Source organism: Bacteroides rodentium JCM 16496 (genome assembly GCF_000614125.1).
Classification (GTDB): Bacteria; Bacteroidota; Bacteroidia; order Bacteroidales; family Bacteroidaceae; genus Bacteroides; species Bacteroides rodentium.
In genome coordinates this window covers 51,268-74,869 of the sequence record NZ_BAKJ01000017.1, presented here as the reverse complement: position 1 = coordinate 74,869, position 23,602 = coordinate 51,268, and the positions used below count along the sequence as shown (strand labels likewise).

The window sequence follows — 23,602 nt, the reverse complement described above, 5'->3', positions numbered from 1 at the left end:
GTCCGCGAAATCCACGTAATCCGCGCCTAAAAAAGATTTTTAAACACCTCTTTTATTTTCCTTTTTTAAACTGAACAAAGATTACGATTATTATATGAAAGGAATATTCCCTATCCATAAATTCCGCGAATTGCGTACTCCCTTCTATTACTACGACACAAAGGTCTTGCGAGACACACTTTCGTGCATCCGTACGGAAGCTGCCCGATATGGCAACTATTCGGTGCATTATGCCGTGAAGGCCAATGCCAATCCCAAGGTGCTTGCCATTATCCGCGAGAACGGTTTGGGTGCCGACTGCGTAAGTGGCGGTGAAATCCGTGCTGCCATCAAGGCAGGTTTTCCCACTGGCAAGATTGTTTTTGCAGGGGTGGGCAAGGCTGATTGGGAAATCAATCTGGGGCTGGATTATGACATTTTCTGCTTTAATGTGGAGTCTGTCCCCGAGCTGGAGATTATCAACGAGCTGGCTGCCGCTAAAGGTAAGGTAGCCAATGTGGCTTTCCGTATCAATCCTAATGTAGGTGCCCATACCCATGCCAATATTACCACTGGGCTGGCCGAAAACAAGTTCGGTATCAGCATGCAGGATATGGACCATGTGATAGACATTGCGCAGAATATGAAGAACTTGAGATTCATCGGACTGCATTTCCACATAGGTTCCCAGATATTGGATATGGGCGATTTCGTGGCTTTGTGTAACCGCGTCAATGAATTGCAGGATAAGCTGGAAGCCCGCCATATCCGCATCGAGCACGTCAATGTGGGGGGCGGACTGGGCATCGACTACGGTCACCCCAACCGTCAGCCGATACCCGACTTCAAAAGTTATTTCGAGACTTACAGCAGCCATCTGAAACTCCGTCCCCACCAGACACTCCACTTCGAGCTGGGACGTGCGGTAGTGGGACAATGCGGTTCATTGATTTCGCAGGTGCTTTATGTGAAGCAGGGTACCAACAAGCAGTTTGCCATTCTAGATGCCGGCATGACGGATTTGATTCGTCCGGCACTCTACCAAGCGTTCCATAAGATAGAGAATATCACTTCGGATGCGCCGGCTCAGGCTTATGATGTGGTAGGGCCCATCTGCGAGTCTTCCGATGTATTCGGTAAGGCCATTGATTTGAATGGCGTGAAGCGTGGTGACCTTATCGCCCTCCGTTCGGCAGGGGCTTATGGCGAAATTATGGCTTCGGGCTATAACTGCCGTGAGCTGCCTCAAGGATATACGTCGGACGAGCTGGTATAGAGAGGCTGGAGATGCGTTGTATGAATGATGGCGCATTTATTATACCAAGACCTCTGTTTTTATATAAAAAATGTTATTGCATGAACAACTTTTAAGGTTTCTTGTTACTTTTGTAATGATTTCAATTTTAATAAATACGATTATGATTACAGAAAAATTACAGAATGCAATTAATGAGCAGATTACGGCTGAGATGTGGTCTTCCAACCTTTATCTGGCAATGTCTTTCTATATGGAGAAAGAAGGTTATAACGGTATGGCTTCCTGGTTGAAGAAACAGGCTTCTGAAGAAAAAGCTCATGCTTGCGAAATGGCTTCTTATATCATCAAGCGTGGCGGTAAGGCTAAATTGGACAAGATTGATGTTGTTCCCAATGACTTCGGCACTCCGCTGGAAGTGTTTGAGCAGGTGGCTGAGCACGAACGCCGTGTTTCCAAAATGATTGATGCATTGGTTGATGTGGCAGCTGCTGAAAAAGATAAGGCTACACAAGATTTCCTTTGGGGATTTGTGCGCGAACAAGTAGAAGAAGAAGCTACCGCTGACGGTATTGTAGATATGATTAAGAAAGCCGGTGCTGCCGGAATCTTCTTTGTTGACGCAAAACTGGGAGAACGCAAATAAGAAATAACAAAAATCCCGCAGCCAATCTGGTCGCGGGATTTTTGTTAGCTCAAGTTACGAGTAGCGGATAGCAAAGCTTGTAGCTTGTCCCCTTGTCCACTATTTCAGCACTCCCAGTTCTTTTCCCACTTTAATAAATGCAGCGATACATTTGTCCAGATGCTCCTTTTCGTGTCCGGCAGAGATTTGTACGCGGATGCGTGCCTGGTCTTTGGGTACTACGGGGTAGTAGAAACCGGTGACGTAGATGCCTTCTTCCTGCATGCGGGCGGCATAAATTTGGGAAAGTTTGGCATCATACAGCATGACGGCGCAGATGGCGCTTTGTGTCGGCTTGATGTCGAAACCGGCGGCGGTCATTTTGTCGCGGAAGTAATTCACGTTTTCTACTAGTTTGTCATGCAGGGCATTGCTTTCCTTCAGCATCTTGAATACCTCGAGGCTGGCGCCGATGATGCCCGGAGCTAATGAATTGGAGAAGAGGTACGGACGGCTGCGTTGGCGTAGCAGGTCGATGATTTCCTTGCGTCCGGTAGTGAATCCTCCCAAAGCGCCGCCAAAGGCTTTGCCTAAAGTTCCGGTATAGATGTCTACGCGCCCGTAGGTGCCGTATTGTTCGCTTACGCCGTGTCCCGTAGGGCCTACCACGCCGGCGGAGTGTGATTCGTCCACCATGACCAACGCGTCGTATTTCTCGGCAAGGTCGCAAATGCGGTCCATCGGGCAACGTTGCCGTCCATGGAGAATACCCCGTCCGTAACCACGATACGGAAACGCTGTGCCTGGGCTTCCTGCAGGCATCTTTCCAGGTCGGCCATGTCGGCATTGGCGTAGCGATAGCGTTTGGCTTTGCAGAGGCGTACGCCGTCAATGATGGAAGCATGGTTCAGGGAGTCCGAGATGATGGCGTCTTCCTCGGTGAAGAGGGGTTCGAACACACCGCCATTGGCGTCGAAACAAGCGGCGTAGAGAATGGTGTCTTCAGTCTTGAAGTAGTCGGAGATGGCTGCTTCCAGTTCCTTGTGGATGTCCTGCGTTCCGCAGATGAAGCGAACGGACGACATGCCGTATCCGCGGCGTTCCATAATCTGCTGGGCGGCGGCAATTAGTCGCGGGTGGTTGGACAGTCCCAGGTAATTGTTGGCACAGAAGTTCAGTACCTCTTTGCCTTTTACACTGATGGCAGCTTGTTGTGCACTCTCAATCAGTCGCTCTTCCTTGTAGAGTCCGGCTTCTTTTATTTCAGCAAGAGTCTTGCTGAGATGGTCTTTCATTTTACCGTACATAGCATTTTATTTTTTAGGTAATACGTTGTCATTACATTTCCCACAAAGAACATCATTTTTCTTGGAATAAACAATAACAATATGGCAGAAATATGAAAAAAAAAGTGTGTATATTTGCACCATATATAATAACGAAACCTTATAAATAACTCGTATGAAGAATATTTTGGTAATTGGAGCTACCGGACAGATTGGATCGGAACTCACACTGGAGTTGCGCAAACGTTATGGCGATGACCATGTTGTGGCAGGATACATTCCGAGTGCTATGCCCAAGGGAGAATTGAAAGCATCCGGCCCTTCGGCTATTGCCGATGTGACAGACCGTCAGTCCATCGAGGTGGTGGCGCGTCAGTTCAAGATTGATACTATCTACAACCTGGCTGCCTTGCTCTCGGTAGTTGCCGAAAGCCGTCCGGCCATGGCTTGGAAAATCGGTATCGACGGGTTGTGGAATGTGCTGGAAGTGGCGCGCGAGTACAATTGTGCCGTGTTTACCCCGAGTTCCATTGGTTCGTTTGGCGAAGCCACGCCCCACGTGAAGACACCGCAGGATACTATTCAGCGTCCGCGCACCATGTATGGCGTGACAAAAGTAACGACCGAATTGCTTAGTGACTATTATTATACAAAATATGGCGTGGATACGCGTTCGGTCCGTTTTCCGGGAATCATTTCCAATGTGACTCCTCCGGGTGGCGGCACTACGGACTATGCGGTGGATATATTCTACTCCGCCGTGAAAGGAGAAAAATTCGTATGTCCGGTGAAGGCCGGTACATATATGGATATGATGTACATGCCCGATGCACTGAATGCAGCCATCTCGCTGATGGAAGCGGCACCGGCAAGGCTGAAGCACCGCAACGCCTTTAACATCACTTCTATGAGTTTTGACCCGGAACAGATTTATCAGGAAATTAAGAAGCATGTGCCTGATTTTGAGATGGCATACGAGATTGATCCGCTGAAGCAGGCCATTGCCGACAGCTGGCCCGACTCTCTGGATGACTCTTGTGCACGCGAGGAATGGGACTGGATGCCGCAGTACGACCTGGAGTCCATGACCGTAGACATGCTTGAGAAATTGAAGGCTAAATTAAACAAGTGACCGTAAGCGGTCCGCAAAGAATGAAAAAACTTTTAGCGGGATTTCTGTTGTTTGCCTTTTTGATTTCGTGTGGAAACAAAAAAGGCGAAAATGGATCCTTTTGCTACCATTACGGAAATGGTTGATTCGGCCGGTCACAAGGCCGATACGTTGCAGGAAGCAGAAGTGAAGGAAGAACCGAAGCCGATGGAGGCAGACGAGCTGTTTGATGATTTTATCTTCAATTATGCTTCGGATGATGCCCTGCAAAGGCAGAGGACGGTATTTCCTTTGCCCTATTATGACCGTGACACTCCGCTGAAGATAGAGGAGGGCTTTTGGAAGCACGATTATCTGTTTACCAAGCAGAACTATTATACCTTGCTTTTTGATAAGGAGGAGGATATGGACATGGTGGGCGATACTACGCTGACATCGGTACAGGTGGAGTGGATTTTCTTGAAAACACGTATGATGAAGCGTTATTATTTTGAGAAGAAGCGGGGAATGTGGATGCTTGAGGCCATCAACCTGCGCGAGATGGAGAAAGGTGAAAATGAGAACTTCGTGGAATTCTATACTCGTTTTGTGACGGACAGTATCTATCAGAGCAAGCACATCAGCCATCCGCTACAATTCATCACCATAGACCCTGATGACGAGTTCTCTATCCTGGAAACCACTTTGGATGTGGACCAGTGGTATGCCTTCCGTCCGGTAATGCCTGCCGACAGACTGTCTAATATCAATTACGGACAGAAGAATGAGGACTTGTCGGATACCAAAATACTGAAGGTAAATGGCATAGGCAACGGATACTCCAATATCTTCTATTTCCGAAAACGCAGTAAGGGATGGGAGCTGTACAAATATGAAGACACGAGCATTTAAAATATAGGAGGAAAAGTTTGAGGAAGATACCCAATACATTTGGAATTGACGTTACTGCTGCAAGATTTCTGGAATACAGTTCGGAGGATGAACTGCGGGAGCTGATTGCGGCAGGACAGGTCGTTGCGCCCTGGCTGCATATCGGTGGAGGAAGCAACCTGCTCTTTATCAAGGACTATGAAGGCACGGTGCTGCATTCGCGCATCGGTGGTCTGGAAGTGACGTCAGAGGATGAGGAGCATGTGTCGGTGCGTGTGGGCGCCGGTGTGGTATGGGACGATTTTGTGGCCTGCTGTGTGGAACGGCACTGGTATGGTGCCGAGAACCTTTCGCTGATACCGGGTGAGGTGGGGGCGAGCGCAGTACAGAATATCGGTGCCTATGGTGTGGAAGTAAAGGACCTGATAACATCCGTGGAAACCATAAACATGGCAGGGGAGAAGCGTATCTACGGGGTGGATGAATGCGGCTACTCCTACAGAAAGAGCTTGTTTAAACAACCGGAGATGAAGACCGTGTTTGTGACTTACGTGAACTTCTGCCTGGGTAAACGGGAACATTATACATTGGATTACGGTACTATCCGGCAGGAGCTGGAGAAATATCCGGTGCTGAATCTGGAAACTTTGCGCCGCGTGATTATAGACATCCGTCAAAGCAAGTTGCCCGACCCGAAGGTGCTGGGCAATGCGGGTAGTTTTTTTATGAACCCCATCGTGCCGCGTCGGCAGTTCGAGTCTTTGCAACGGGAATATCCGGACATGCCCCACTATGATGTGGATGCCGACCGGGTAAAGATACCGGCTGCTGGATGATAGACCGGTGTGGCTGGAAAGGTAAAGCGCTGGGATCCGCTGCGGTGCACGACCGGCAGGCGTTGGTATTGGTGAACTTGGGTGGTGCCACGGGAGCGGATATTGTCGCTCTTTCGGATGCCGTGCGGGCTTCTGTCCGCGAGAAATTCGGCATTGACATTCACCCGGAAGTTTGTTTGATAAAATAGCAAGAGGATGTGTCAAAAAAACATATAGACGCTTTTATTATGTCATATATTAGGCGCGGATTCAGAGAGTTTTGACATATTCCCATCACTATATACTTGAATTTCAGAAATTTATTTGATTTAGCCAATGGGAAAACTCAGAATATTAGGAAGCGGAACTTCGACCGGTGTGCCTGAGATAGGCTGTACTTGTCCGGTCTGCACTTCCACTGACCCGCGGGACAACCGTTTGCGTGCATCATCCCTGCTGCATACGGATGATGCGGTGATATTGATAGATTGTGGTCCTGACTTCAGGGAACAGATGCTGCGCGCCTCTTCTTTTGAGAAGATAGACGGCGTATTGGTGACACACGAACACTATGACCATGTGGGCGGTCTGGATGATTTGCGCCCGTTCGGTCGTTTTGCCGATATCCCTATCTATTCCGATGCCTACACTGCTGCCCATCTGCGGGCAAGGATGCCTTACTGTTTTGTCGATAAAGTATATCCGGGAGTTCCGCGTATTTATCTGCAGGAAGTGGAGGCGGGGCTGGCGTTCCACATCAACCGGACGGAGGTGCTGCCTTTACGGGTGATGCACGGCAGGCTTCCCATACTGGGTTACCGTATTGGCGGTCGACTGGGATATATCACGGATATGCACACGATGCCTGAGGAATCTTATGAACAATTGAAGGGCTTGGACGTTTTGGTAATGAATGCTTTACGACCAAAGCCGCATCCTACGCATCAGAGTATTTCGGAGGCGTTGGAGGCTGCCGGACGTATTGGTGCCAAAGAGACCTATTTTATCCATATGAGCCATCATGCGGGGCTTCATGCCGACATCGAAAAGCAGCTGCCACCCCATGTACACTTTGCCTACGATGGACTTGAAATAGATTTCTAAACTTTTTGAAACATTTGTTTTGTTTTATTAGTAGAAAGTGTTATTTTTGCCAAAAGTTGATGAATAAATGCCATGAAACTCCGACTCCTCATACAGATAGCTGTCGTTGTGTCCATAGTGCTGCTATGTACCGGTTTTGGCGTGTATTCCTTCCTGCGGTTGAATTCGGTGGAGAACCGGCAGGATTTCAATCTTTATACTTTGGTGCCGCAAGATGCCACAGCCATACTCGAAACTGACCGTATGGCAGACCTCGTGGAAGATATCAATGAACTGAATTGCAGCAAAGACAATCATTTTCTATACGTATCGGAACTTTTTGTTTACCTGAAGAAGTATTTGTATACTTTGGTGGAGGATACTCCACATGGACTGAGCAAACAGATGAACAAGATGCTGATTAGCTTTCACGAGCCGGATACACCGATGAACCAAGTATTGTATTGCAGTTTGGGTTCGGGTGATTATGAGCTGGTGGAGTCTTTTGTGGAGAAGTACTGCTCCAGTTCGTTTCCTTCCAAGTATTTCGATTACAAGGGAGAGGAGATACGTATCTATCCCATGGCAGACGGTCGTTTCCTGGCAGCTACTTCACTCCCGATTTTCTGGTTGTAAGTTTCCAGAAGCGTTTGATAGAACATGTGATTGATGCGCGGCGCAGCAAAAAGTCCCTGATGAATCTCCCTTCTTTCCGCACTATGCACGCGGGCAAGCAGAGTAACGTGGCTGCCACGGTCTATGTGCGTATGAAAGGAGTGGATATGGGGAAGCCTACGGACGGTATCCGTTCGCAGACGCAGCTGGGCAGTTGGGCGGAATTTGACATGAAGTTCAATGAAGATGCCATTTATTGCTCCGGCATCAGCCACGGGTCGGATTCCACACAGACGTTTATCAATGCCTTGCGGGTGCAGCAGCCGGTAGAGGATGGATTTTCCGGGGCTCTGCTTCCGTCTTCCACTTTCTTTTACGATCGCTGGGCAATGTCTGACAGAAATACCTGGTTTGGCTTTACTGCCAGCCAGGAGTATGCCAAGGCCACCTATTCAGACTATATCAAACAGCGCGATGAGGAGTGGATTGCTTACTTGAATGAGCATGCGGGCGAGAGCGTAATGTCTTGCTTGTTCCAGTCTAAAGACACGTTGGACAAGCTGCCTTGCGCCGTGATGTGTATTCCTCTCAAGGATGAGCTGGCAGCGGAACGCCGCTTGCAGTCTCTGCTTTACAGTACCCCCAAGGAAGAGGATGCTCCGCTTATGCCGAAGGTGGTTTCAAATAATTCGTTGTATCCCAAAGCAAGGAAGTTCCCTAAATATGTGTTGCCCCGTAACACGCTGCTCACCCAGCTGACGGGTATCACGGAGTCTGCCCTTTATACCTTTGCCTGCTTCTATCGGGGTACTCTGTTGTTGGCTCCCGATGCACTGAGCCTTTCGGCCTATATTGAGGCGGTGGAGAGTGGAGATGTGTTAGACGGAACACCGGTGTACGAAGAGGGTATAGGCAGTCTTTCACCCATATATAATTTTGTGATGATGGTGGATATGGAGATGATGCTGAGCCAGCCGGAAACGTATGTGCGTCTGATACCGAACTTCTTCTTCCGCCAATCCAGCTTCTTCCGTCACTTCATGCTTGCAGTACAGTTCACTTGTACGGAAGGGGTGGTTTATCCGAATATCGTATTGCTTTATAAAGGGTGATTAATCGGTCATTCTGTAGAGTGCTGAGGGGAAATAAGCACGAGGAAAGTCAAAATACACACTCACCACAGATTGTACAGATTAACACAGCTAAAAATTCTTGATTATCAAAATTCTAGAATAAACTGTGTTAATCTGTGCAATCTGTGGTGAGTATAACATATTCTTAGAACGGCAGGTCATCCTTTGCATCCCCTGCGAGGAATTCCGGTGCGGCAGTGGGAGCCGGTGGAGGAACGGGAGCGCCCGGAGCGGGTGCGGCAGTGCTTACGCGCTCTACCTTCCATGCGCGAATACTGTTGAACCAACGGTCTTGCCATTGGCGTGCGTCTACATCAAAAGATACTGTCAACTCTTCGCCCATCTGAATATTAAACTGTTCGATTTTGTCCGCTCCAAATACGTCAAAACACATTTTGCGCGGATATTGGCCATGGTCTTCAATCACATATTCTTGTGATTTCCATTCGTTACCTGACTTGGAAACTCCGCCTCTGGGCTGGAGTATAGCGATGATTTTTCCTGTAAATTCCATTGTTTTCTTTTTAAATGATGCGGCGAAGTTACGATTTTTTAGGAATATGAGACGAATATTCGGCTGTTTTTTCTTGCTATTTCTTTGTCGTAGGGAATTCTTTTTTTAACTTTGTCCGTCAGTTTGAAAAAGATAAAAACGGTTTCAAGAAACTGTCTTGATTTTATTTCAGCTTTCTTCTGAGAGTTGTTTTTGAGGATTTTTATCTGTTTTACTGAGGAGCATAGCGGGCTATGTGACGAAGAAAAACAGATAAAAAGACCGAAAACAGACTCAGAAGATGCTGAGGAAACTTGAAAAAAGAAAATCAAAACAGTTTCTAAGACGTTAGCAAAATAAAAAACTTAAATATACAGAAGATATGAAATTTATCGTTTCGAGTACTGCGCTCTCCAGTCATTTGCAGGCTATCAGCCGTGTGATTAATTCGAAGAATGCGTTGCCTATTTTGGATTGTTTCCTCTTTGAACTGCAAGACGGAACCTTGTCTGCAACTGTTTCCGACAGTGAAACGACGATGGTCACTACAGTCGAAGTGAATGAAAGTGATACGGACGGTCGTTTTGCCGTCACAGCCAAAACCCTTTTGGACGCTTTGAAGGAAATTCCCGAACAACCGTTGGCTTTTGAAATCAATACGGATTCCCTTGAAATCACGGTACAGTATCAGAACGGTAAATACAGCCTGATGGGACAGAATGCGGACGAGTTTCCGCAGTCCGCCATGCTGGGCGACAATGCTGTACGTGTGGAAATGGATGCGCAAGTGTTGCTGGGTGGCATCAACCGTGCCGTGTTTGCCACGGCTGATGACGAGCTTCGTCCCGTGATGAACGGTATCTATTTTGATATCACAACGGAGGACATCACGATGGTGGCATCAGACGGTCATAAGCTGGTGCGTTGCAAGACACTGGCCGCCAAAGGTAACGAACGTGCCGCCTTTATCCTGCCCAAGAAGCCGGCTTCGCTGATGAAGAACCTGCTGCCGAAAGAGCAAGGCATGGTGACTATCGAGTTCGACGAACGCAACGCTGTGTTCACACTGGAAAGCTACCGCATGGTGTGCCGTCTTATCGAAGGACGCTATCCCAACTACAATTCTGTGATTCCGCAGAACAACCCTTATAAAGTGACGGTAGACCGTCTGCAACTGCTCGGTGCTTTGCGCCGCGTGTCTATCTTCTCTTCACAGGCAAGCAGCCTTATCAAGCTCCGTATGCAGGAGAATCTGATTGTCATCTCAGCACAGGACATCGACTTCTCTACGTCGGCCGAAGAAACACTGGTTTGCCAGTATGCGGGCAATCCGATGAGCATCGGTTTCAAGTCCACTTTCCTGATTGACATTCTGAATAATATTTCTGCCGATGAAATCGTTATCGAACTGGCAGATCCTTCACGCGCAGGTGTCATCATTCCGGTAGAGCAGGAAGAGAACGAAGACTTGCTGATGCTGCTGATGCCGATGATGCTGAATGACTGATGAATATTAGCAATCGGGTTATGAGCTACGAGCTACAAGTGGCTGCGCAATTATGCCGCACGGTACTTGTAGCTCGTGGCTTGTAAGTCAAACTTATAATTTATAGCTCATAGCCAGGGCTTATAAAACGAAAAAACAATGAAATTGAATCTGAAAAATCCGATAGTCTTTTTTGATTTGGAGACTACGGGTACCAATATCAACTCAGACCGAATTGTCGAAATCTGTTACCTCAAGGTATATCCCAACGGGAATGAGGAGTCCAAAACCATGCGTATCAATCCCGAAATGCCCATTCCTGCCGAAGCATCTGCCGTTCATGCATCTACGATGCCGATATAGCAGACTGCCCCACATTCAAGGAAGTGGCGCGCAATATTGCCAATGACATTGAAGGATGCGACTTGGCAGGCTTCAACTCCAACCGTTTTGATATCCCCGTCCTGGCGGAAGAGTTCCTTCGTGCCGGTGTGGACATTGACATGAGCCGCCGCAAGTTTGTGGACGTGCAGGTCATCTTCCACAAGATGGAGCAACGCACGCTGTCTGCCGCCTATAAATTCTATTGTGGCAAGAATCTGGAAGACGCCCATACGGCAGAGGCTGATACACGTGCCACTTACGAGGTGCTGATGTCGCAGTTGGACCGCTATCCGGAGTTGCAGAATGACGTGGCTTTCCTTGCCGACTATTCCAGCTTCAATAAGAATGTGGACTTTGCCGGCCGTATGGTCTACGACGACAAAGGTGTGGAAGTATTCAATTTTGGCAAGTACAAAGGCATGTCGGTATCCGATGTCTTGAAGCGCGACCCCGGCTATTACAGCTGGATTCTGAACAGTGATTTTACCCTGAATACCAAAGCCACGCTGACCAAGATACGTCTGCGTGAAATGACTCAGAAATAAATGGCAAATATACTGAAAGGGAAGAAAATAGTATTGGGCATTACGGGCAGCATTGCCGCCTATAAAGCCTGCTATATTATTCGCGGACTGATTAAGCGTGGTGCAGAGGTGCAGGTGGTCATTACGCCTGCCGGAAAGGAATTTATTACCCCTATCACGCTCTCTGCCCTGACCAGCAAACCGGTTATCAGTGAGTTCTTTGCTCAACGCGATGGCACTTGGAACAGCCATGTGGACCTCGGTCTGTGGGCAGATGCCATGTTGATAGCCCCGGCTACGGCTTCCACCATCGGCAAGATGGCGCATGGCGTGGCAGACAATATGCTGATTACCACCTACCTCTCTGCCAAAGCTCCGGTGTTTGTGGCGCCTGCCATGGACCTGGACATGTACGCCCATCTTTCCACCCAAAAGAATCTGGATACACTCCGCTCTTATGGAAACCACATCATAGAACCTGCTACGGGAGAACTCGCCAGCCATCTGGTGGGAAAAGGCCGTATGGAGGAGCCGGAGAATATCATCCGCCACCTGGAAATGTACTTTGCTGCCAAAGAGGGCGACCTGGTGGGCAAGACAGTGATGATAACCGCAGGACCTACTTATGAGAAGATAGACCCGGTGCGCTTCATCGGCAACTATTCTTCCGGCAAGATGGGACTTGCCCTGGCAGACGAATGCGCCGCCAGAGGGGCCAAGGTGATACTGATTGCCGGTCCGGTACAGCAAGGCACTTACTTCCCGATGTACCAGTACCATGCGGTAGAGTCGGCGCAGGAGATGTTCGAGGCTGCATCCGCCGCCTTTGTCCATGCCGATGCCGCCATCTTGACGGCTGCCGTGGCAGATTACACCCCCGAACAAGTGGCGGATGAGAAAATCAAGCGCGAAAAGACCGGGGAGATGAGTTTGAACTTGAAACCTACCCGCGACATAGCTGCTTTCTTAGGCAATCTGAAGAACGATACGGAGTACCAACGGCGCCTCCTAGTAGGCTTTGCCCTTGAGACTCATAACGAGCAGATGAATGCGGAAGACAAGCTCAACCGCAAGAATCTGGACTTCATCGTGCTGAACTCCCTGAACGACAAGGGAGCCGGTTTTCGTTGCGATACCAATAAAATCAGTATCATAGACCACCAGGGAAAGACGGACTATCCCTTGAAGTCCAAAGCCGAAGTGGCTGCCGACATCGTAGACCGTCTGGTGAAAGAATTAAATAGTAAATAGTAAATCGTCAAATCGTCAATATCCTTATGTTGCGTTCGCTTTACATACAGAATTATGCGCTTATTGAAAAGCTCGATATCAGCTTCAGCAGCGGTTTCTCGGTGATAACGGGTGAGACCGGTGCTGGAAAATCCATTATTCTGGGTGCCATCGGTCTGCTGCTGGGACAGCGTGCCGACGTGAAAGCCATTCGTGTAGGAGCTTCGAAGTGCATTATCGAGGCCCGTTTTGATATTTCCGCTTACGGCATGCAGCCCTTCTTTGAGGAGAATGAGCTGGAGTACGAGGAAGAATGCATCCTGCGCCGCGAGGTGTCCGCTTCGGGCAAGAGCCGGGCATTCATCAATGACACGCCTGCTTCATTGGCTCAGATGAAGGAGTTGGGAGAACAGCTGATTGACGTGCATTCCCAGCATCAGAACCTATTGCTGAACAAGGAAGGATTTCAGTTGAATGTATTGGACATCTTGTCGCATAACGAAGAGGCCTTGTCTGCTTACCAGCATATCTTCGGAGCATGGAAGCAGGCACAGCAGGATTTGGAGGCCCTTGTTGCCCGTGCCAATCAGGATAAGTCGGACGAAGACTATATCCGTTTTCAACTGGAACAGTTGGAAGAGGCACACTTGTCTGCCGGTGAGCAGGAGGAGCTGGAGCAAGAGGCGGATACGCTGAGCCATGCGGAAGAGATAAAGGCCGGACTCTATCGGGTGGGGCAGACGCTCTATTCGGACGAAGGAGGCTTGTTGTCCGGGCTGAAGGAATGCCTGAACACGATGCTCGGTCTGCAGAGGGTTTATCCGGTTGCCGGAGAACTTGCCGAACGCATGGAAAGCACTTATATCGAGCTGAAGGATATTTCGCAGGAAGTGTCTGGTAAGGAGGATGAAATAGAGTTCAACCCCGAACGTCTGGATGAAGTGAACGAACGTCTGAACCTGATTTATACGCTCCAACAGAAGCACCGCGTTTCCACTGTCGGCGAACTTCTGGCGCTGACGGATGAATACGCCGCCAAACTCTCCGCCATCACTTCGTCCGACGAGCACATCGAGGAACTGAAAGCGCGTTGCGATGCTTTATATAATAAGGTGAAAAAGCAGGCTGCCGTCCTCACCAAGGCGCGTACTGCCGCTGCCCGTGAAGTGGAGAAGCAGATGGCTGCGCGGCTGATTCCGTTGGGTATGCCCAATGTCCGTTTCCAGGTAGAGATAGGTATCCGCAAAGAGCCGGGCATACACGGGGCGGATACTGTGAACTTCTTGTTTTCCGCGAATAAGAACGGGGCATTGCAAAGCGTCTCCTCCGTAGCTTCGGGTGGTGAAATAGCCCGCGTCATGCTCTCCATCAAAGCAATGATAGCCGGTGCCGTCAAGCTCCCCACCATTGTATTCGACGAAATAGATACCGGAGTCTCCGGCGAGATAGCCGACCGCATGGCGGATATCATGCAGGAGATGGGCGAGCAGGACCGCCAGGTAATCAGCATTACCCATCTGCCCCAGATTGCTGCCCGCGGACGCGCCCATTACAAGGTCTACAAGCAGGACAACGAGACGGAAACAAACAGCCACATCCGCCGTCTGACCGACGATGAACGCGTGGAAGAAATAGCCCACATGCTGAGTGGCGCTAAACTGACCGAAGCCGCACTGAACAATGCCAGAGCATTGCTGGAAGTATCAAATAGTAAATAGTAAATCGTCAAATAGTAAATACCCATATATGGTTGATAACAGTGAAATGATTTTCGGCGTCCGTGCGTGATAGAAGCCATTCAGGCAGGAAAAGAGATAGACAAGATATTGGTAAAGAAGGACATTCAGAGTGATTTGTCAAAAGAGCTGTTCGCTGTCTTGAAAGGGACTTTGATACCGGTACAGCGCGTTCCGGTGGAACGCATCAACCGCGTGACGCGGAAGAATCACCAGGGAGTGATTGCCTTCATCTCTTCAGTCACTTACCAGAAGACGGAGGACTTGGTACCTTTCCTTTTCGAGCAGGGCAAGAATCCTCTGTTTGTGATGCTCGACGGCATCACGGATGTCCGCAATTTCGGCGCCATTGCCCGTACTTGCGAGTGTGCGGCGGTAGATGCCGTGATTATCCCTGCACGGAACAGTGTATCTGTCAACGCAGATGCCATGAAAACCTCGGCAGGAGCCTTGCACACTTTGCCCGTTTGTCGCGAACACAGCCTGAAAGAGACCCTGCAATTCCTCAAGAACAGTGGTTTCCATATCGTGGCAGCCACGGAGAAAGGTGATTACGACTATACCAAAGCCGACTATACCGGTCCGATGTGCATCATTATGGGTGCCGAAGACAAGGGGGTGTCCTATGACAACCTGGCGTTGTGTGACGAGTGGGTGAAGATTCCCATGTTGGGAACCATCGAGTCCCTCAATGTTTCCGTTGCAGCCGGCATTTTGATTTATGAAGCGGTAAAACAAAGAACCAACTAAGATATGAAAAAGAAATTGCTGTTGATGCTCACTCTCTGTTTATTGGCTCAGTGGAGTGTGGCACAAGCCCCGAAGTGGGTAGACAAAGCCAAACGTGCCGTTTTTTCGGTGGTGACCTACGACCAGAACGATAAGATACTGAATACTGGAAACGGTTTTTTTGTCACTGAAGATGGCGTTGCACTTTCTGACTACACCTTGTTCAAAGGTGCCCGGCGCGCCGTTGTGATGAGTTCGGACGGGGCACAGATGCCGGTGGAGGCCATTATGGGGGCCGATGACATGTACGATGTTGTCAAGTTCCGTGTCGGCATCCCCGGAAAGAAAGTCACGGCACTCACTGTGGCTGCTGTGGCTCCGGCTGTCGGCGCGGATGTATATCTGCTGCCTTATTCCACCCAGAAGGACCGTTCCTACACTGCCGGGAAAGTAAAGGAAGCTGATAAGATTTCCGGTAACTATTCCTATTATACGCTCGATATGCGTCTGAAGGACAAGATGGTGAGTTGTCCGCTGATGACTGTGGACGGGCAGGTCTTCGGCCTTGCGCAGAAGTCCTCCGGACAAGACACGGCTACCATCTGCTATGCCATTGATGCCAATTTCGCCATGTCGCAGAATATCTCCGCATTGTCTTATGGAGATATGTCATTGAAGGGCATCGGTATCAAGAAGGCATTGCCCGATACCGAAGAGCAGGCTTTGGTGTTCCTCTACATGGCTTCTTCCCAACTGTCTCCGGAGAAGTATATGGAGACTCTGAACGATTTCATTGCACAATATCCTGCCAGTGCCGACGGTTATCTGCGCCGTGCTTCCCAGCATCTGTTCATGTCCCGTGAAGATGCCTCCATGGATAAGGTCGCCGCAGATATGGATAAGGCTTTGGAGGTTGCCGCAAAGAAAGATGATGTGTATTACAACCGGGCCAAGATAATCTATAATTATGCATTGGGCAAGCCCGAGAAGGTTTATAAGGACTGGTCGCTCGACAAGGCTCTGGACGAGGTACGGAAAGCGATAGCCATTGACGAGCTTCCGGTTTATGTCCAGTTGGAGGGTGACATCCAGTTTGCCAAGCAGGACTATCCGTCTGCATTTACCAGCTATGATAAGGTGAACAAGACCATTCTGGCCTCTCCGGCTACCTTCTTCAGTGCTGCCAAGACCAAGGAACTGATGCAGGCGCCTGCCGAAGAGGTACTGGCTCTGATGGACAGTTGTGTGGCCCGCTTTACCCAGCCCTATACGGAGGAAGCCGCCCCTTACTTGCTGGAGCGTGCCCAAGCCCGCATGAATGCAGACCAGGCGCGTAATGCCATGCTGGATTATGATGCCTATTACAATGCCGTGAACGGTAAAGTGAACGACATGTTCTACTATTACCGTGAGCAGGCTGCCTTGAAGGCCAAGCAGTACCAGCGTGCGCTGGACGATATGGCGAAGGCCATCGAACTGAATCCGGAGGATTTGACCTACCGTGCCGAACTGGCAGTGGTGAATCTTCGCGTGGGACGTTACGAGGAGGCGTTGAATGTGCTAAAGGCTGCTCTGGAGAAAGACCCTAAATATGCCGAAGCCTACCGTCTGATGGGTATCGCCCAGCTGCAGATGAAGAAGGACAAGGAAGCTTGTGCCAGCTTTGCCAAGGCAAAGGAATTGGGTGACCCCAATGTGGATGCTTTGATTGAGAAGCATTGCAAGTAAAGGGATGGGATAGAATAAAGGCTCTGCTTTCGCAAGCAGAGCCTCTGTTTTGGGGAACTCCCCCGTGTTAAATGAGTTAAGTCTAGGTATAACAGGTTATGAGTGAAATTACGTTATTCTATCTATAAAATGCGTGGATTTCCGGAATACTGCATATACTTCGGATTTTTTTATTCGTAAAAAGAAAATAGACTCGATTATTAATAAAAACAAACTTTGACAATCATGAAGAAAGTGATTTGCAGCCAGAAGGCACCGGGCGCTATAGGCCCTTATAGCCAGGCTATCGAAGCCGGTGGAATGGTATTTGTATCAGGTCAGTTGCCTATTGACGCAGCTACCGGGGTGATGGCTGAAGGTGCGGAAGCGCAAGCCCGCCAGTCCTTGGAGAATATAAAGCATATTCTGGAAGAGGCAGGCCTGGGCATGGCAAATATTGTAAAGACCACCGTTTTCCTGGCAGACATGTCCTTGTTCGCTGATATGAACAAGGTATATGCCACCTATTTTGACGGTGCTTTCCCGGCACGTTCGGCTGTGGCAGTGAAGGCGCTGCCTAAAGACGCCTTAGTAGAGATTGAGTGCATCGCGGTTCGCTAACAAGTCGGCCACAATGAAACTGCTGCCTCCACGAAGATGAAGTCTTCCGGGAGGCTTTTTTCTTGTGCAGCCCGCACGGCGGCGGGTACGTCAGGATAGCAATGCCCTTTCAGACCTGCTGCTGCGGCAAGCTCCTGCAGTTCGCTTTCGGGCAATGCCCGCTTCACGCTGGCTTTGGTGAAGTAGTAGGTCGCTTCCCGGGGCAGTAGGGCCAGTACTCCCCGTATATCCTTGTCATTCACCATGCCTACGACGATGTGTAGCTGTCGGTAAGTCTGTTGCCTCAGTTGTTCTGTAATGTAGGTGATGCCTCCCACGTTGTGGCCGGTGTCACAAATCAGGGTGGGCGAGTCTTGCAGTTTTTGCCAGCGTCCCATCAAGCCCGTCAGTTCCACCACACGGGCAAAGCCACTGCGCACTGCTTGTCCGTCCAGCCGGTAGCCGGCTTCTTTCAGTAGCGGGAGGGCGGTGAGTACGGTCCGGGCATTTTTCTGCTGGTAGAGCCCTTTCAATTCGTATTCTATTCCGGGATAGTCTTCACGGTCGTTCTCTTCGGCAAAGTAGATGGGAGCACCCGTCGCCTGCGCTTTTTCCAGAAACACCGCTTTCGTTTCGGGAGTGCTCTCGCCGATTACAACGGGGATACCGCTTTTGATGATTCCTGCCTTCTCTCCCGCGATTTTGGCCAGGGTGTCCCCCAGGAATTGGGTATGGTCAAAACTGATGTTGGTAATGATGCATACATCCGGACGGATGATATTGGTGCAGTCCAGGCGTCCGCCGAGTCCCACTTCGATTACGGCTACATCCACCTTTTCATCCGCAAAGTAGCGGAAGGCCATGGCAGTGGTCAGCTCAAAAAAGGAGGGGTGGAGGGGTTCGAAGAATCCACGTTCCTGCTCTACAAAGCGGATGACGTATTCCTCGGGTATAGGCTGTCCGTTAATCCGGATGCGCTCCCGGAAATCCACCAGGTGGGGCGAGGTGTAGAGTCCGACCCTATATCCCGCTTTTTGCAGTATGGCGGCAAGCGTATGCGAGCAGGAACCCTTTCCGTTGGTACCGGCCACATGAATGCTGCGGAAACTGCGGTGGGGATGTCCGAAGTGTTCGTCCAGGGTCAGAGTATTTTCCAACCCTTCCTTGTATGCTGAGCCGCCCACCTGCTGAAACATGGGCGTACTGTTATATAAGTAAGTTAAAGTGTCCTGATAATCCATCTTTTATAATATTTAACGGAGAAGCAATCCTTTCTCCCTATTAATTTGTTATCTTTAAAAGCAACAAAGATAATGCAAACCGGAAGCAATCAAACTTGCTTGAAATTGCTTGTAGTGTAGCTTATCTTAAGCTTATGCAAAGGTATTAACAATTTAAATCTAACGTGTATGGGAGCTAAGAAAAATTTTGTGATTGATACGAATGTGATTCTTCACGATTATAACTGTCTGAAGAATTTTCAGGAGAATGACATTTATCTTCCCATCGTAGTCCTTGAAGAACTGGATAAATTCAAGAAAGGCAATGAGCAGATTAATTTCAATGCCCGTGAGTTCGTCCGTGAACTTGATTTGATTACCGATGACAATCTGTTCACCAAAGGGGCGCCATTGGGCGAGGGCTTGGGTCGTCTGTTTGTGGTGGCAGGCATGGTGGACTCTCCCCGGGTACGTGATTCCTTCCCCGAACGCATCCCCGACCATCAGATTCTGTCGGTAGTGGACTGGCTTTCCACCCAAAAGCCCAAAATGAAAACCATCCTTGTCACGAAAGACGTGAATCTGCGTATGAAGGCGCGTTCCATCGGCCTGCTGTGCGAGGACTACATCAATGATAAGGTAATCAATGTGGACATATTCGAAAAGTCGAATGAAGTGTTCGAGGGCATTGACCCTGCGCTGATAGACCGCATTTATTCCTCCAAAGAAGGGCTGGACATCAACGAGTTCGACTTTAAGGACATCATTCGTCCCAACGAATGCTTTGTGCTGAAGAGTGACCGCAGCAGTGTGCTTGCACGTTATAATCCCTTTACCCATTCGATTTGCCGGGTCAACAAGACAAAGAACTATGGTATTGAACCTCGCAATGCCGAGCAGAGCTTTGCTTTTGAAGTGCTGAACGACCCGAACATCAAGCTGGTTGCCTTGACCGGTAAGGCGGGAACCGGCAAGACTTTGTTGGCACTGGCTGCCGCATTGGGAAAACTTACCGACTACAAGCAGATTCTTCTGGCACGTCCCATCGTGGCTCTGTCCAATAAAGACCTTGGATTCCTTCCCGGTGATGCCAATGAGAAAGTGGCTCCTTACATGCAGCCTTTGTTCGATAATTTGAATGTAATCAAGCATCAGTTCGCTGCCAATTCCTCTGAAGTGAAACGCTTGGAGGATATGCAAAAAAGTGAACAACTGGTCATCGAGGCGCTGGCCTTTATCCGCGGGCGCAGCTTGAGCGAGACCTACTGTATTATCGATGAAGCCCAGAACCTGACTCCGCATGAAATTAAGACCATCATCACCCGTGCCGGCGAAGGCACAAAAATGGTGTTTACCGGTGATATTCAGCAGATAGACCAACCCTATCTGGACAGTCAGTCCAACGGGCTTGTCTATATGATAGACCGCATGAGAGACCAAAATTTGTTTGCCCATGTCAATCTGGTGAAGGGAGAGCGCAGCCAGTTGAGCGAGTTGGCAAGTAATCTGATGTAACGGATACCGTCTATTTCGGGGTAAAACTATTTCTATTCCGCTTTCTGACTGTTAAAACGGGGGAGGCGGGATAGTCCTTTATGGACGATAAATAATTGTTATAACCTTTTTTTATCTTTTTCTTGCCTGTTTTTACCAAAATAGTGTATCTTTGCCTCGCCTAAAACAAAACTGTCAAGCGAAATGAAGCGAAATTTTTTTCATCGGTATCTTTCCGCGAAAGTGCTTCCGATATGGACTATTCTATTAATTGACGTATTTATCATCGTCATATCCAGTCTGTTGGCCTATGCTCTTCGATATGATTTCAGAAGCATTTTTTTGGAATCCTCTACCATTGACAAGACCATTTTATGGACGGTTGTTGTCAATCTGATTTTCTTCCGTGTTTTCCGTACGTATTCCAATGTGCTGCGCTTTTCTTCCTTTGTGGATATCATGCGCATTTTTGTGTCATTAACAGTGTCGTATGCACTGCTGATGATAACGAGCGTCCTGACGGAAAGCTATTTGGAGTTCAACTTGGCTCCGGTCAGCGTACTGTTCATGTCCTACATCATCAGCTTTGCCATGATGGCATGCTCCCGTGTGGTTGTCAAGACCTTCTTCGAGGCGTTGAACTTTGATGGTACCCATAGTGCTAATGTGTTTATTTATGGTGCCAAGGAAGCTGGGGTCAACATTGCCAAGGCATTGCGTGTCAATCTGCGCAACCACTATCGTCTGCGCGGATTTATTGCAGATGAGCCGGAACTGATTAATAAGGTGATGATGGGAGTCAGAGTGTTTCCCAACGATGATACGTTGATTGACAATCTGATTGACCGCGATGTGCAGACCATCATCATTTCTCCTGCCAAGATGGAGGAACTGAAGAAGTCCGACATGGCTGACCGCCTGCTGGTGCACAACATCAAACTGATGACCGCGCCTCCCTTGAGCGAGTGGAACGGTCAGGCGCTGAGCCGCACACAGCTGAAGGAAATTCAGATTGAGGACCTGCTTCAGCGCAATCCTATCGAGATAGATATTCATAAGGTTGCCTCTCATCTGGAGGGCAAGCGTGTGATGATTACGGGTGCCGCCGGCTCCATCGGCAGCGAAATCATGCGGCAGGTGGCTTCGTTCAATCCCTATAAGCTTATTTTAGTGGACCAGGCCGAGACCCCTCTGCACGACATCCGTCTGGAACTTCAGGACCGTTGGCGTGACATTGATGCCGAGACCATCATAGCCGACATCTCCAATGCCACGCGCATGGAGGATATTTTCAGGGAGTTCAAGCCCCAGTATATTTTTCATGCGGCAGCCTACAAGCATGTGCCAATGATGGAGGACAACGTTTCCGAGTCCATTCAGGTAAACGTATTCGGCACGCGTACCGTTGCCGATCTTGCCGTGAAATACGGTGCCGAGAAGTTTGTGATGATTTCTACGGACAAGGCCGTTAATCCTACAAACGTGATGGGCTGCTCCAAACGTATCTGCGAGATTTATGTGCAGTCTCTTGCGAAGAAGTTGCAGAAGGAAGGAGGCCATGCCACTCAGTTCATCACTACGCGCTTCGGCAATGTGCTGGGTTCCAACGGTTCTGTTATTCCCCGTTTCCGCGACCAGATTCAGCGTGGCGGCCCGGTGACAGTGACCCATCCTGAGATAATCCGTTACTTCATGACCATTCCCGAAGCTTGCCGCCTTGTTCTTGAGGCCGGCAGTATGGGCAACGGTGGTGAAATCTACATCTTCGACATGGGCAAGCCGGTGAAGATTGTAGACCTTGCCAAGCGTATGATCAGCCTTTCCGGACGTACGGATGTGAAGATTGAATTTACCGGTCTCCGTCATGGCGAGAAGCTCTACGAGGAACTCTTGAATGTGAAGGAGCTTACAAAACCCACCTACCATGAGAAGATTATGATTGCCACAGTGCGTGAGTATGACTATGACGAGGTGAAGGAGCGTATCCAGAAGCTGATTGATGTAAGTTACACCTATGACCAGATGAAAATTGTTGCTGCCATGAAGGATATTGTTCCGGAATTCGTGAGCAAGAATTCTTGCTTTGAGGCGCTGGATAAGAAATAAGAATGCGTTAATAATATTTAGAAGGCGCGGATTACGCGGAATTCACGGATTCAGTTAGTATATTTACCAAATCTGTGAATTCCGCGTAATCCGCGCCTTCTAAATATTGGCATCAAAGCTCCTTGTATCTCGGTTCCTTCTACTCGTGGTGTGAAGAGAAGTATTTCAAGAACTGTGTACGTTCGAAAGTATTGACTCCCTTCGGGTCGTTTACGTTCAGAATACCTTTGAACTGGCTGATGGTTTCCATACCTTTGCGGTCCATCCACAAGTTGAGGAAGCGGATGTATTCTTCAATGATGGTAGCCGAATTCTGATAAAGCACACTGCATATCTCTACGGCCGAAGCACCTGCCAATATTGCCTTGACAACGCCTTCGGGCGAGTGAATACCACCGGAAGCGGCATAGTCCAGCTTGTTTACGGCTGCCGAAGCGATGCCTATCCAGCGCAGGGCTTTGGACAAATCGGATTCATTGCTGAATACGTTGCCGGATACTTGTATCATTTTCTCAATGTTGATGTCCGGCTGGTAGAAGCGGTTGAACAGCACTACTGCGGCGGCACCGTTGGCATGCAGCTGGTCTATCAGAGCTATAGGATTGGTCAGGTTGTCACCCAGCTTCATGATAACGGGTATCTTGACCGTCTTCTTGATGTGGCTCAGAATGTCGATGTGGCGTTGCTCGAAACTGCCATAAGCATATTGTACATCCGTCTGCAGTGCAAGGATATTGATTTCCAGTGCGTCTGCACCGGCCTCTTCTATTTTGGCGGCAAATTCCACCCAGTCGGCATCTTGATAGCAGTTGATGCTGGCTATGATGGGGATGTTGCAAACCTTTTTGCTTTCCTTAATCAGGTTCAGATATTCGCCTAACTTATGTTCGCGGATATATCCTACAAGATAGTCACTGCCTTCGGGATACATATTCGGGTCTCCCAGCCAGTCAGCCTCCATCATGATTTGCTCTTCAAAGAGTGATTTTAGTACAATGGCACCTGCGCCGGCCTCAGATAGTTTCTGGTTCTTGGCGGCACTGTCTGTCAGGCCGGAGCTGCTGACGATAATGGGGTTTCTGAGTTTCAGCCCTGCAAAAGTAGTTTCTAATGTTGCCATG

Annotated in this window: 13 protein-coding genes and 7 pseudogenes; 16 read left to right on the top strand and 4 right to left on the bottom strand. The window is 49.0% G+C overall.

Annotation, left to right across the window (positions count from 1 at the left end; translation table 11 throughout):
* Positions 1–94 precede the first annotated feature (94 nt).
* Positions 95–1,255, top strand: coding sequence for a diaminopimelate decarboxylase (gene lysA / locus JCM16496_RS09780; protein WP_025833979.1), 1,161 nt, complete (start codon positions 95–97; stop codon positions 1,253–1,255).
* Positions 1,256–1,397: 142 nt separating this feature from the next.
* Positions 1,398–1,880 (top strand): ferritin, encoded by a 483-nt coding sequence (locus JCM16496_RS09775; RefSeq protein ID WP_025833977.1) that lies wholly within the window; start codon positions 1,398–1,400, stop codon positions 1,878–1,880.
* Between the two features lie 99 nt (positions 1,881–1,979).
* Here the strand turns inward: JCM16496_RS09775 and kbl are convergent.
* Positions 1,980–3,166, bottom strand: a pseudogene (gene kbl, locus JCM16496_RS09770) (glycine C-acetyltransferase).
* A gap of 154 nt (positions 3,167–3,320) precedes the next feature.
* Here kbl and JCM16496_RS09765 point away from each other — a divergent pair.
* From JCM16496_RS09765 to JCM16496_RS09745, 5 genes and pseudogenes are all read left to right on the top strand, one after another.
* Entirely contained in the window at positions 3,321–4,277 is a 957-nt protein-coding gene (locus JCM16496_RS09765; RefSeq protein WP_025833974.1) for an NAD-dependent epimerase/dehydratase family protein, read from the top strand.
* A 20-nt stretch (positions 4,278–4,297) separates the two neighbouring features.
* Positions 4,298–5,147: pseudogene (locus tag JCM16496_RS09760) on the top strand (DUF4348 domain-containing protein).
* A gap of 17 nt (positions 5,148–5,164) precedes the next feature.
* Positions 5,165–6,150, top strand: a pseudogene (gene murB / locus JCM16496_RS09755) (UDP-N-acetylmuramate dehydrogenase).
* A 127-nt stretch (positions 6,151–6,277) separates the two neighbouring features.
* Positions 6,278–7,045 carry an MBL fold metallo-hydrolase gene (locus JCM16496_RS09750; RefSeq protein ID WP_025833972.1) on the top strand — a complete coding sequence of 256 codons (768 nt, stop codon included), beginning with the start codon at positions 6,278–6,280 and terminating at the stop codon, positions 7,043–7,045.
* A 72-nt stretch (positions 7,046–7,117) separates the two neighbouring features.
* Positions 7,118–8,751, top strand: a pseudogene (locus JCM16496_RS09745) (DUF3352 domain-containing protein).
* A 166-nt stretch (positions 8,752–8,917) separates the two neighbouring features.
* On the opposite strand, the gene JCM16496_RS09740 reads toward JCM16496_RS09745, so the two are convergent.
* Positions 8,918–9,286: a DUF3127 domain-containing protein gene (locus tag JCM16496_RS09740; protein WP_005831391.1), complete on the bottom strand. Its 369-nt coding sequence runs from the start codon at positions 9,284–9,286 to the stop codon at positions 8,918–8,920.
* 361 nt (positions 9,287–9,647) lie between these two features.
* Here JCM16496_RS09740 and dnaN point away from each other — a divergent pair, with 361 nt between their 5' ends.
* From dnaN to JCM16496_RS09705, 7 genes and pseudogenes are all read left to right on the top strand, one after another.
* Positions 9,648–10,772 (top strand): DNA polymerase III subunit beta, encoded by a 1,125-nt coding sequence (gene dnaN, locus JCM16496_RS09735; RefSeq protein WP_025833969.1) that lies wholly within the window; start codon positions 9,648–9,650, stop codon positions 10,770–10,772.
* Between the two features lie 138 nt (positions 10,773–10,910).
* A pseudogene (locus JCM16496_RS09730) lies at positions 10,911–11,680 on the top strand (exonuclease domain-containing protein).
* Positions 11,681–12,910: a bifunctional phosphopantothenoylcysteine decarboxylase/phosphopantothenate--cysteine ligase CoaBC gene (coaBC, locus tag JCM16496_RS09725; protein ID WP_025833967.1), complete on the top strand. Its 1,230-nt coding sequence runs from the start codon at positions 11,681–11,683 to the stop codon at positions 12,908–12,910.
* A gap of 26 nt (positions 12,911–12,936) precedes the next feature.
* Positions 12,937–14,607 (top strand): DNA repair protein RecN, encoded by a 1,671-nt coding sequence (gene recN / locus JCM16496_RS09720; RefSeq protein WP_025833965.1) that lies wholly within the window; start codon positions 12,937–12,939, stop codon positions 14,605–14,607.
* 28 nt (positions 14,608–14,635) lie between these two features.
* Positions 14,636–15,375 (top strand): annotated as a pseudogene (gene rlmB, locus JCM16496_RS09715) (23S rRNA (guanosine(2251)-2'-O)-methyltransferase RlmB).
* 3 nt (positions 15,376–15,378) lie between these two features.
* Entirely contained in the window at positions 15,379–17,082 is a 1,704-nt protein-coding gene (locus JCM16496_RS09710; protein ID WP_025833964.1) for a tetratricopeptide repeat protein, read from the top strand.
* A gap of 225 nt (positions 17,083–17,307) precedes the next feature.
* Positions 17,308–17,682: a RidA family protein gene (locus tag JCM16496_RS09705; RefSeq protein ID WP_005831379.1), complete on the top strand. Its 375-nt coding sequence runs from the start codon at positions 17,308–17,310 to the stop codon at positions 17,680–17,682.
* Here the strand turns inward: JCM16496_RS09705 and JCM16496_RS09700 are convergent.
* A pseudogene (locus tag JCM16496_RS09700) lies at positions 17,650–18,902 on the bottom strand (bifunctional folylpolyglutamate synthase/dihydrofolate synthase). The gene JCM16496_RS09705 and the pseudogene JCM16496_RS09700 overlap by 33 nt on opposite strands.
* A 168-nt stretch (positions 18,903–19,070) precedes the next feature.
* Here JCM16496_RS09700 and JCM16496_RS09695 point away from each other — a divergent pair.
* Together JCM16496_RS09695 and JCM16496_RS09690 are read left to right on the top strand one after the other, a co-directional pair.
* Positions 19,071–20,396, top strand: coding sequence for a PhoH family protein (locus tag JCM16496_RS09695; protein WP_025833961.1), 1,326 nt, complete (start codon positions 19,071–19,073; stop codon positions 20,394–20,396).
* A 183-nt stretch (positions 20,397–20,579) separates the two neighbouring features.
* On the top strand, positions 20,580–22,481 hold the full coding sequence (locus JCM16496_RS09690) for a polysaccharide biosynthesis protein (protein ID WP_025833958.1): 1,902 nt from the start codon (positions 20,580–20,582) through the stop codon (positions 22,479–22,481).
* Positions 22,482–22,620: 139 nt separating this feature from the next.
* On the opposite strand, the gene JCM16496_RS09685 is transcribed toward JCM16496_RS09690, so the two are convergent.
* Positions 22,621–23,601, bottom strand: coding sequence for a dihydroorotate dehydrogenase-like protein (locus JCM16496_RS09685; RefSeq protein ID WP_025833957.1), 981 nt, complete (start codon positions 23,599–23,601; stop codon positions 22,621–22,623).
* Between the last annotated feature and the right edge of the window lies 1 nt (position 23,602).

Bases quoted from the DNA above. Each gene is read 5' to 3' on its own strand.
- JCM16496_RS09740 (WP_005831391.1), bottom strand. From the start codon at position 9,286: ATGGAATTTACAGGAAAAATCATCGCTATACTCCAGCCCAGAGGCGGA.
- JCM16496_RS09765 (WP_025833974.1), top strand. From the start codon at position 3,321: ATGAAGAATATTTTGGTAATTGGAGCTACCGGACAGATTGGATCGGAA.
- JCM16496_RS09695 (WP_025833961.1), top strand. From the start codon at position 19,071: ATGGGAGCTAAGAAAAATTTTGTGATTGATACGAATGTGATTCTTCAC.
- JCM16496_RS09690 (WP_025833958.1), top strand. From the start codon at position 20,580: ATGAAGCGAAATTTTTTTCATCGGTATCTTTCCGCGAAAGTGCTTCCG.
- recN (WP_025833965.1), top strand. From the start codon at position 12,937: ATGTTGCGTTCGCTTTACATACAGAATTATGCGCTTATTGAAAAGCTC.
- lysA (WP_025833979.1), top strand. From the start codon at position 95: ATGAAAGGAATATTCCCTATCCATAAATTCCGCGAATTGCGTACTCCC.
- JCM16496_RS09710 (WP_025833964.1), top strand. From the start codon at position 15,379: ATGAAAAAGAAATTGCTGTTGATGCTCACTCTCTGTTTATTGGCTCAG.
- dnaN (WP_025833969.1), top strand. From the start codon at position 9,648: ATGAAATTTATCGTTTCGAGTACTGCGCTCTCCAGTCATTTGCAGGCT.
- coaBC (WP_025833967.1), top strand. From the start codon at position 11,681: ATGGCAAATATACTGAAAGGGAAGAAAATAGTATTGGGCATTACGGGC.
- JCM16496_RS09775 (WP_025833977.1), top strand. From the start codon at position 1,398: ATGATTACAGAAAAATTACAGAATGCAATTAATGAGCAGATTACGGCT.
- JCM16496_RS09750 (WP_025833972.1), top strand. From the start codon at position 6,278: ATGGGAAAACTCAGAATATTAGGAAGCGGAACTTCGACCGGTGTGCCT.
- JCM16496_RS09685 (WP_025833957.1), bottom strand. From the start codon at position 23,601: ATGGCAACATTAGAAACTACTTTTGCAGGGCTGAAACTCAGAAACCCC.
- JCM16496_RS09705 (WP_005831379.1), top strand. From the start codon at position 17,308: ATGAAGAAAGTGATTTGCAGCCAGAAGGCACCGGGCGCTATAGGCCCT.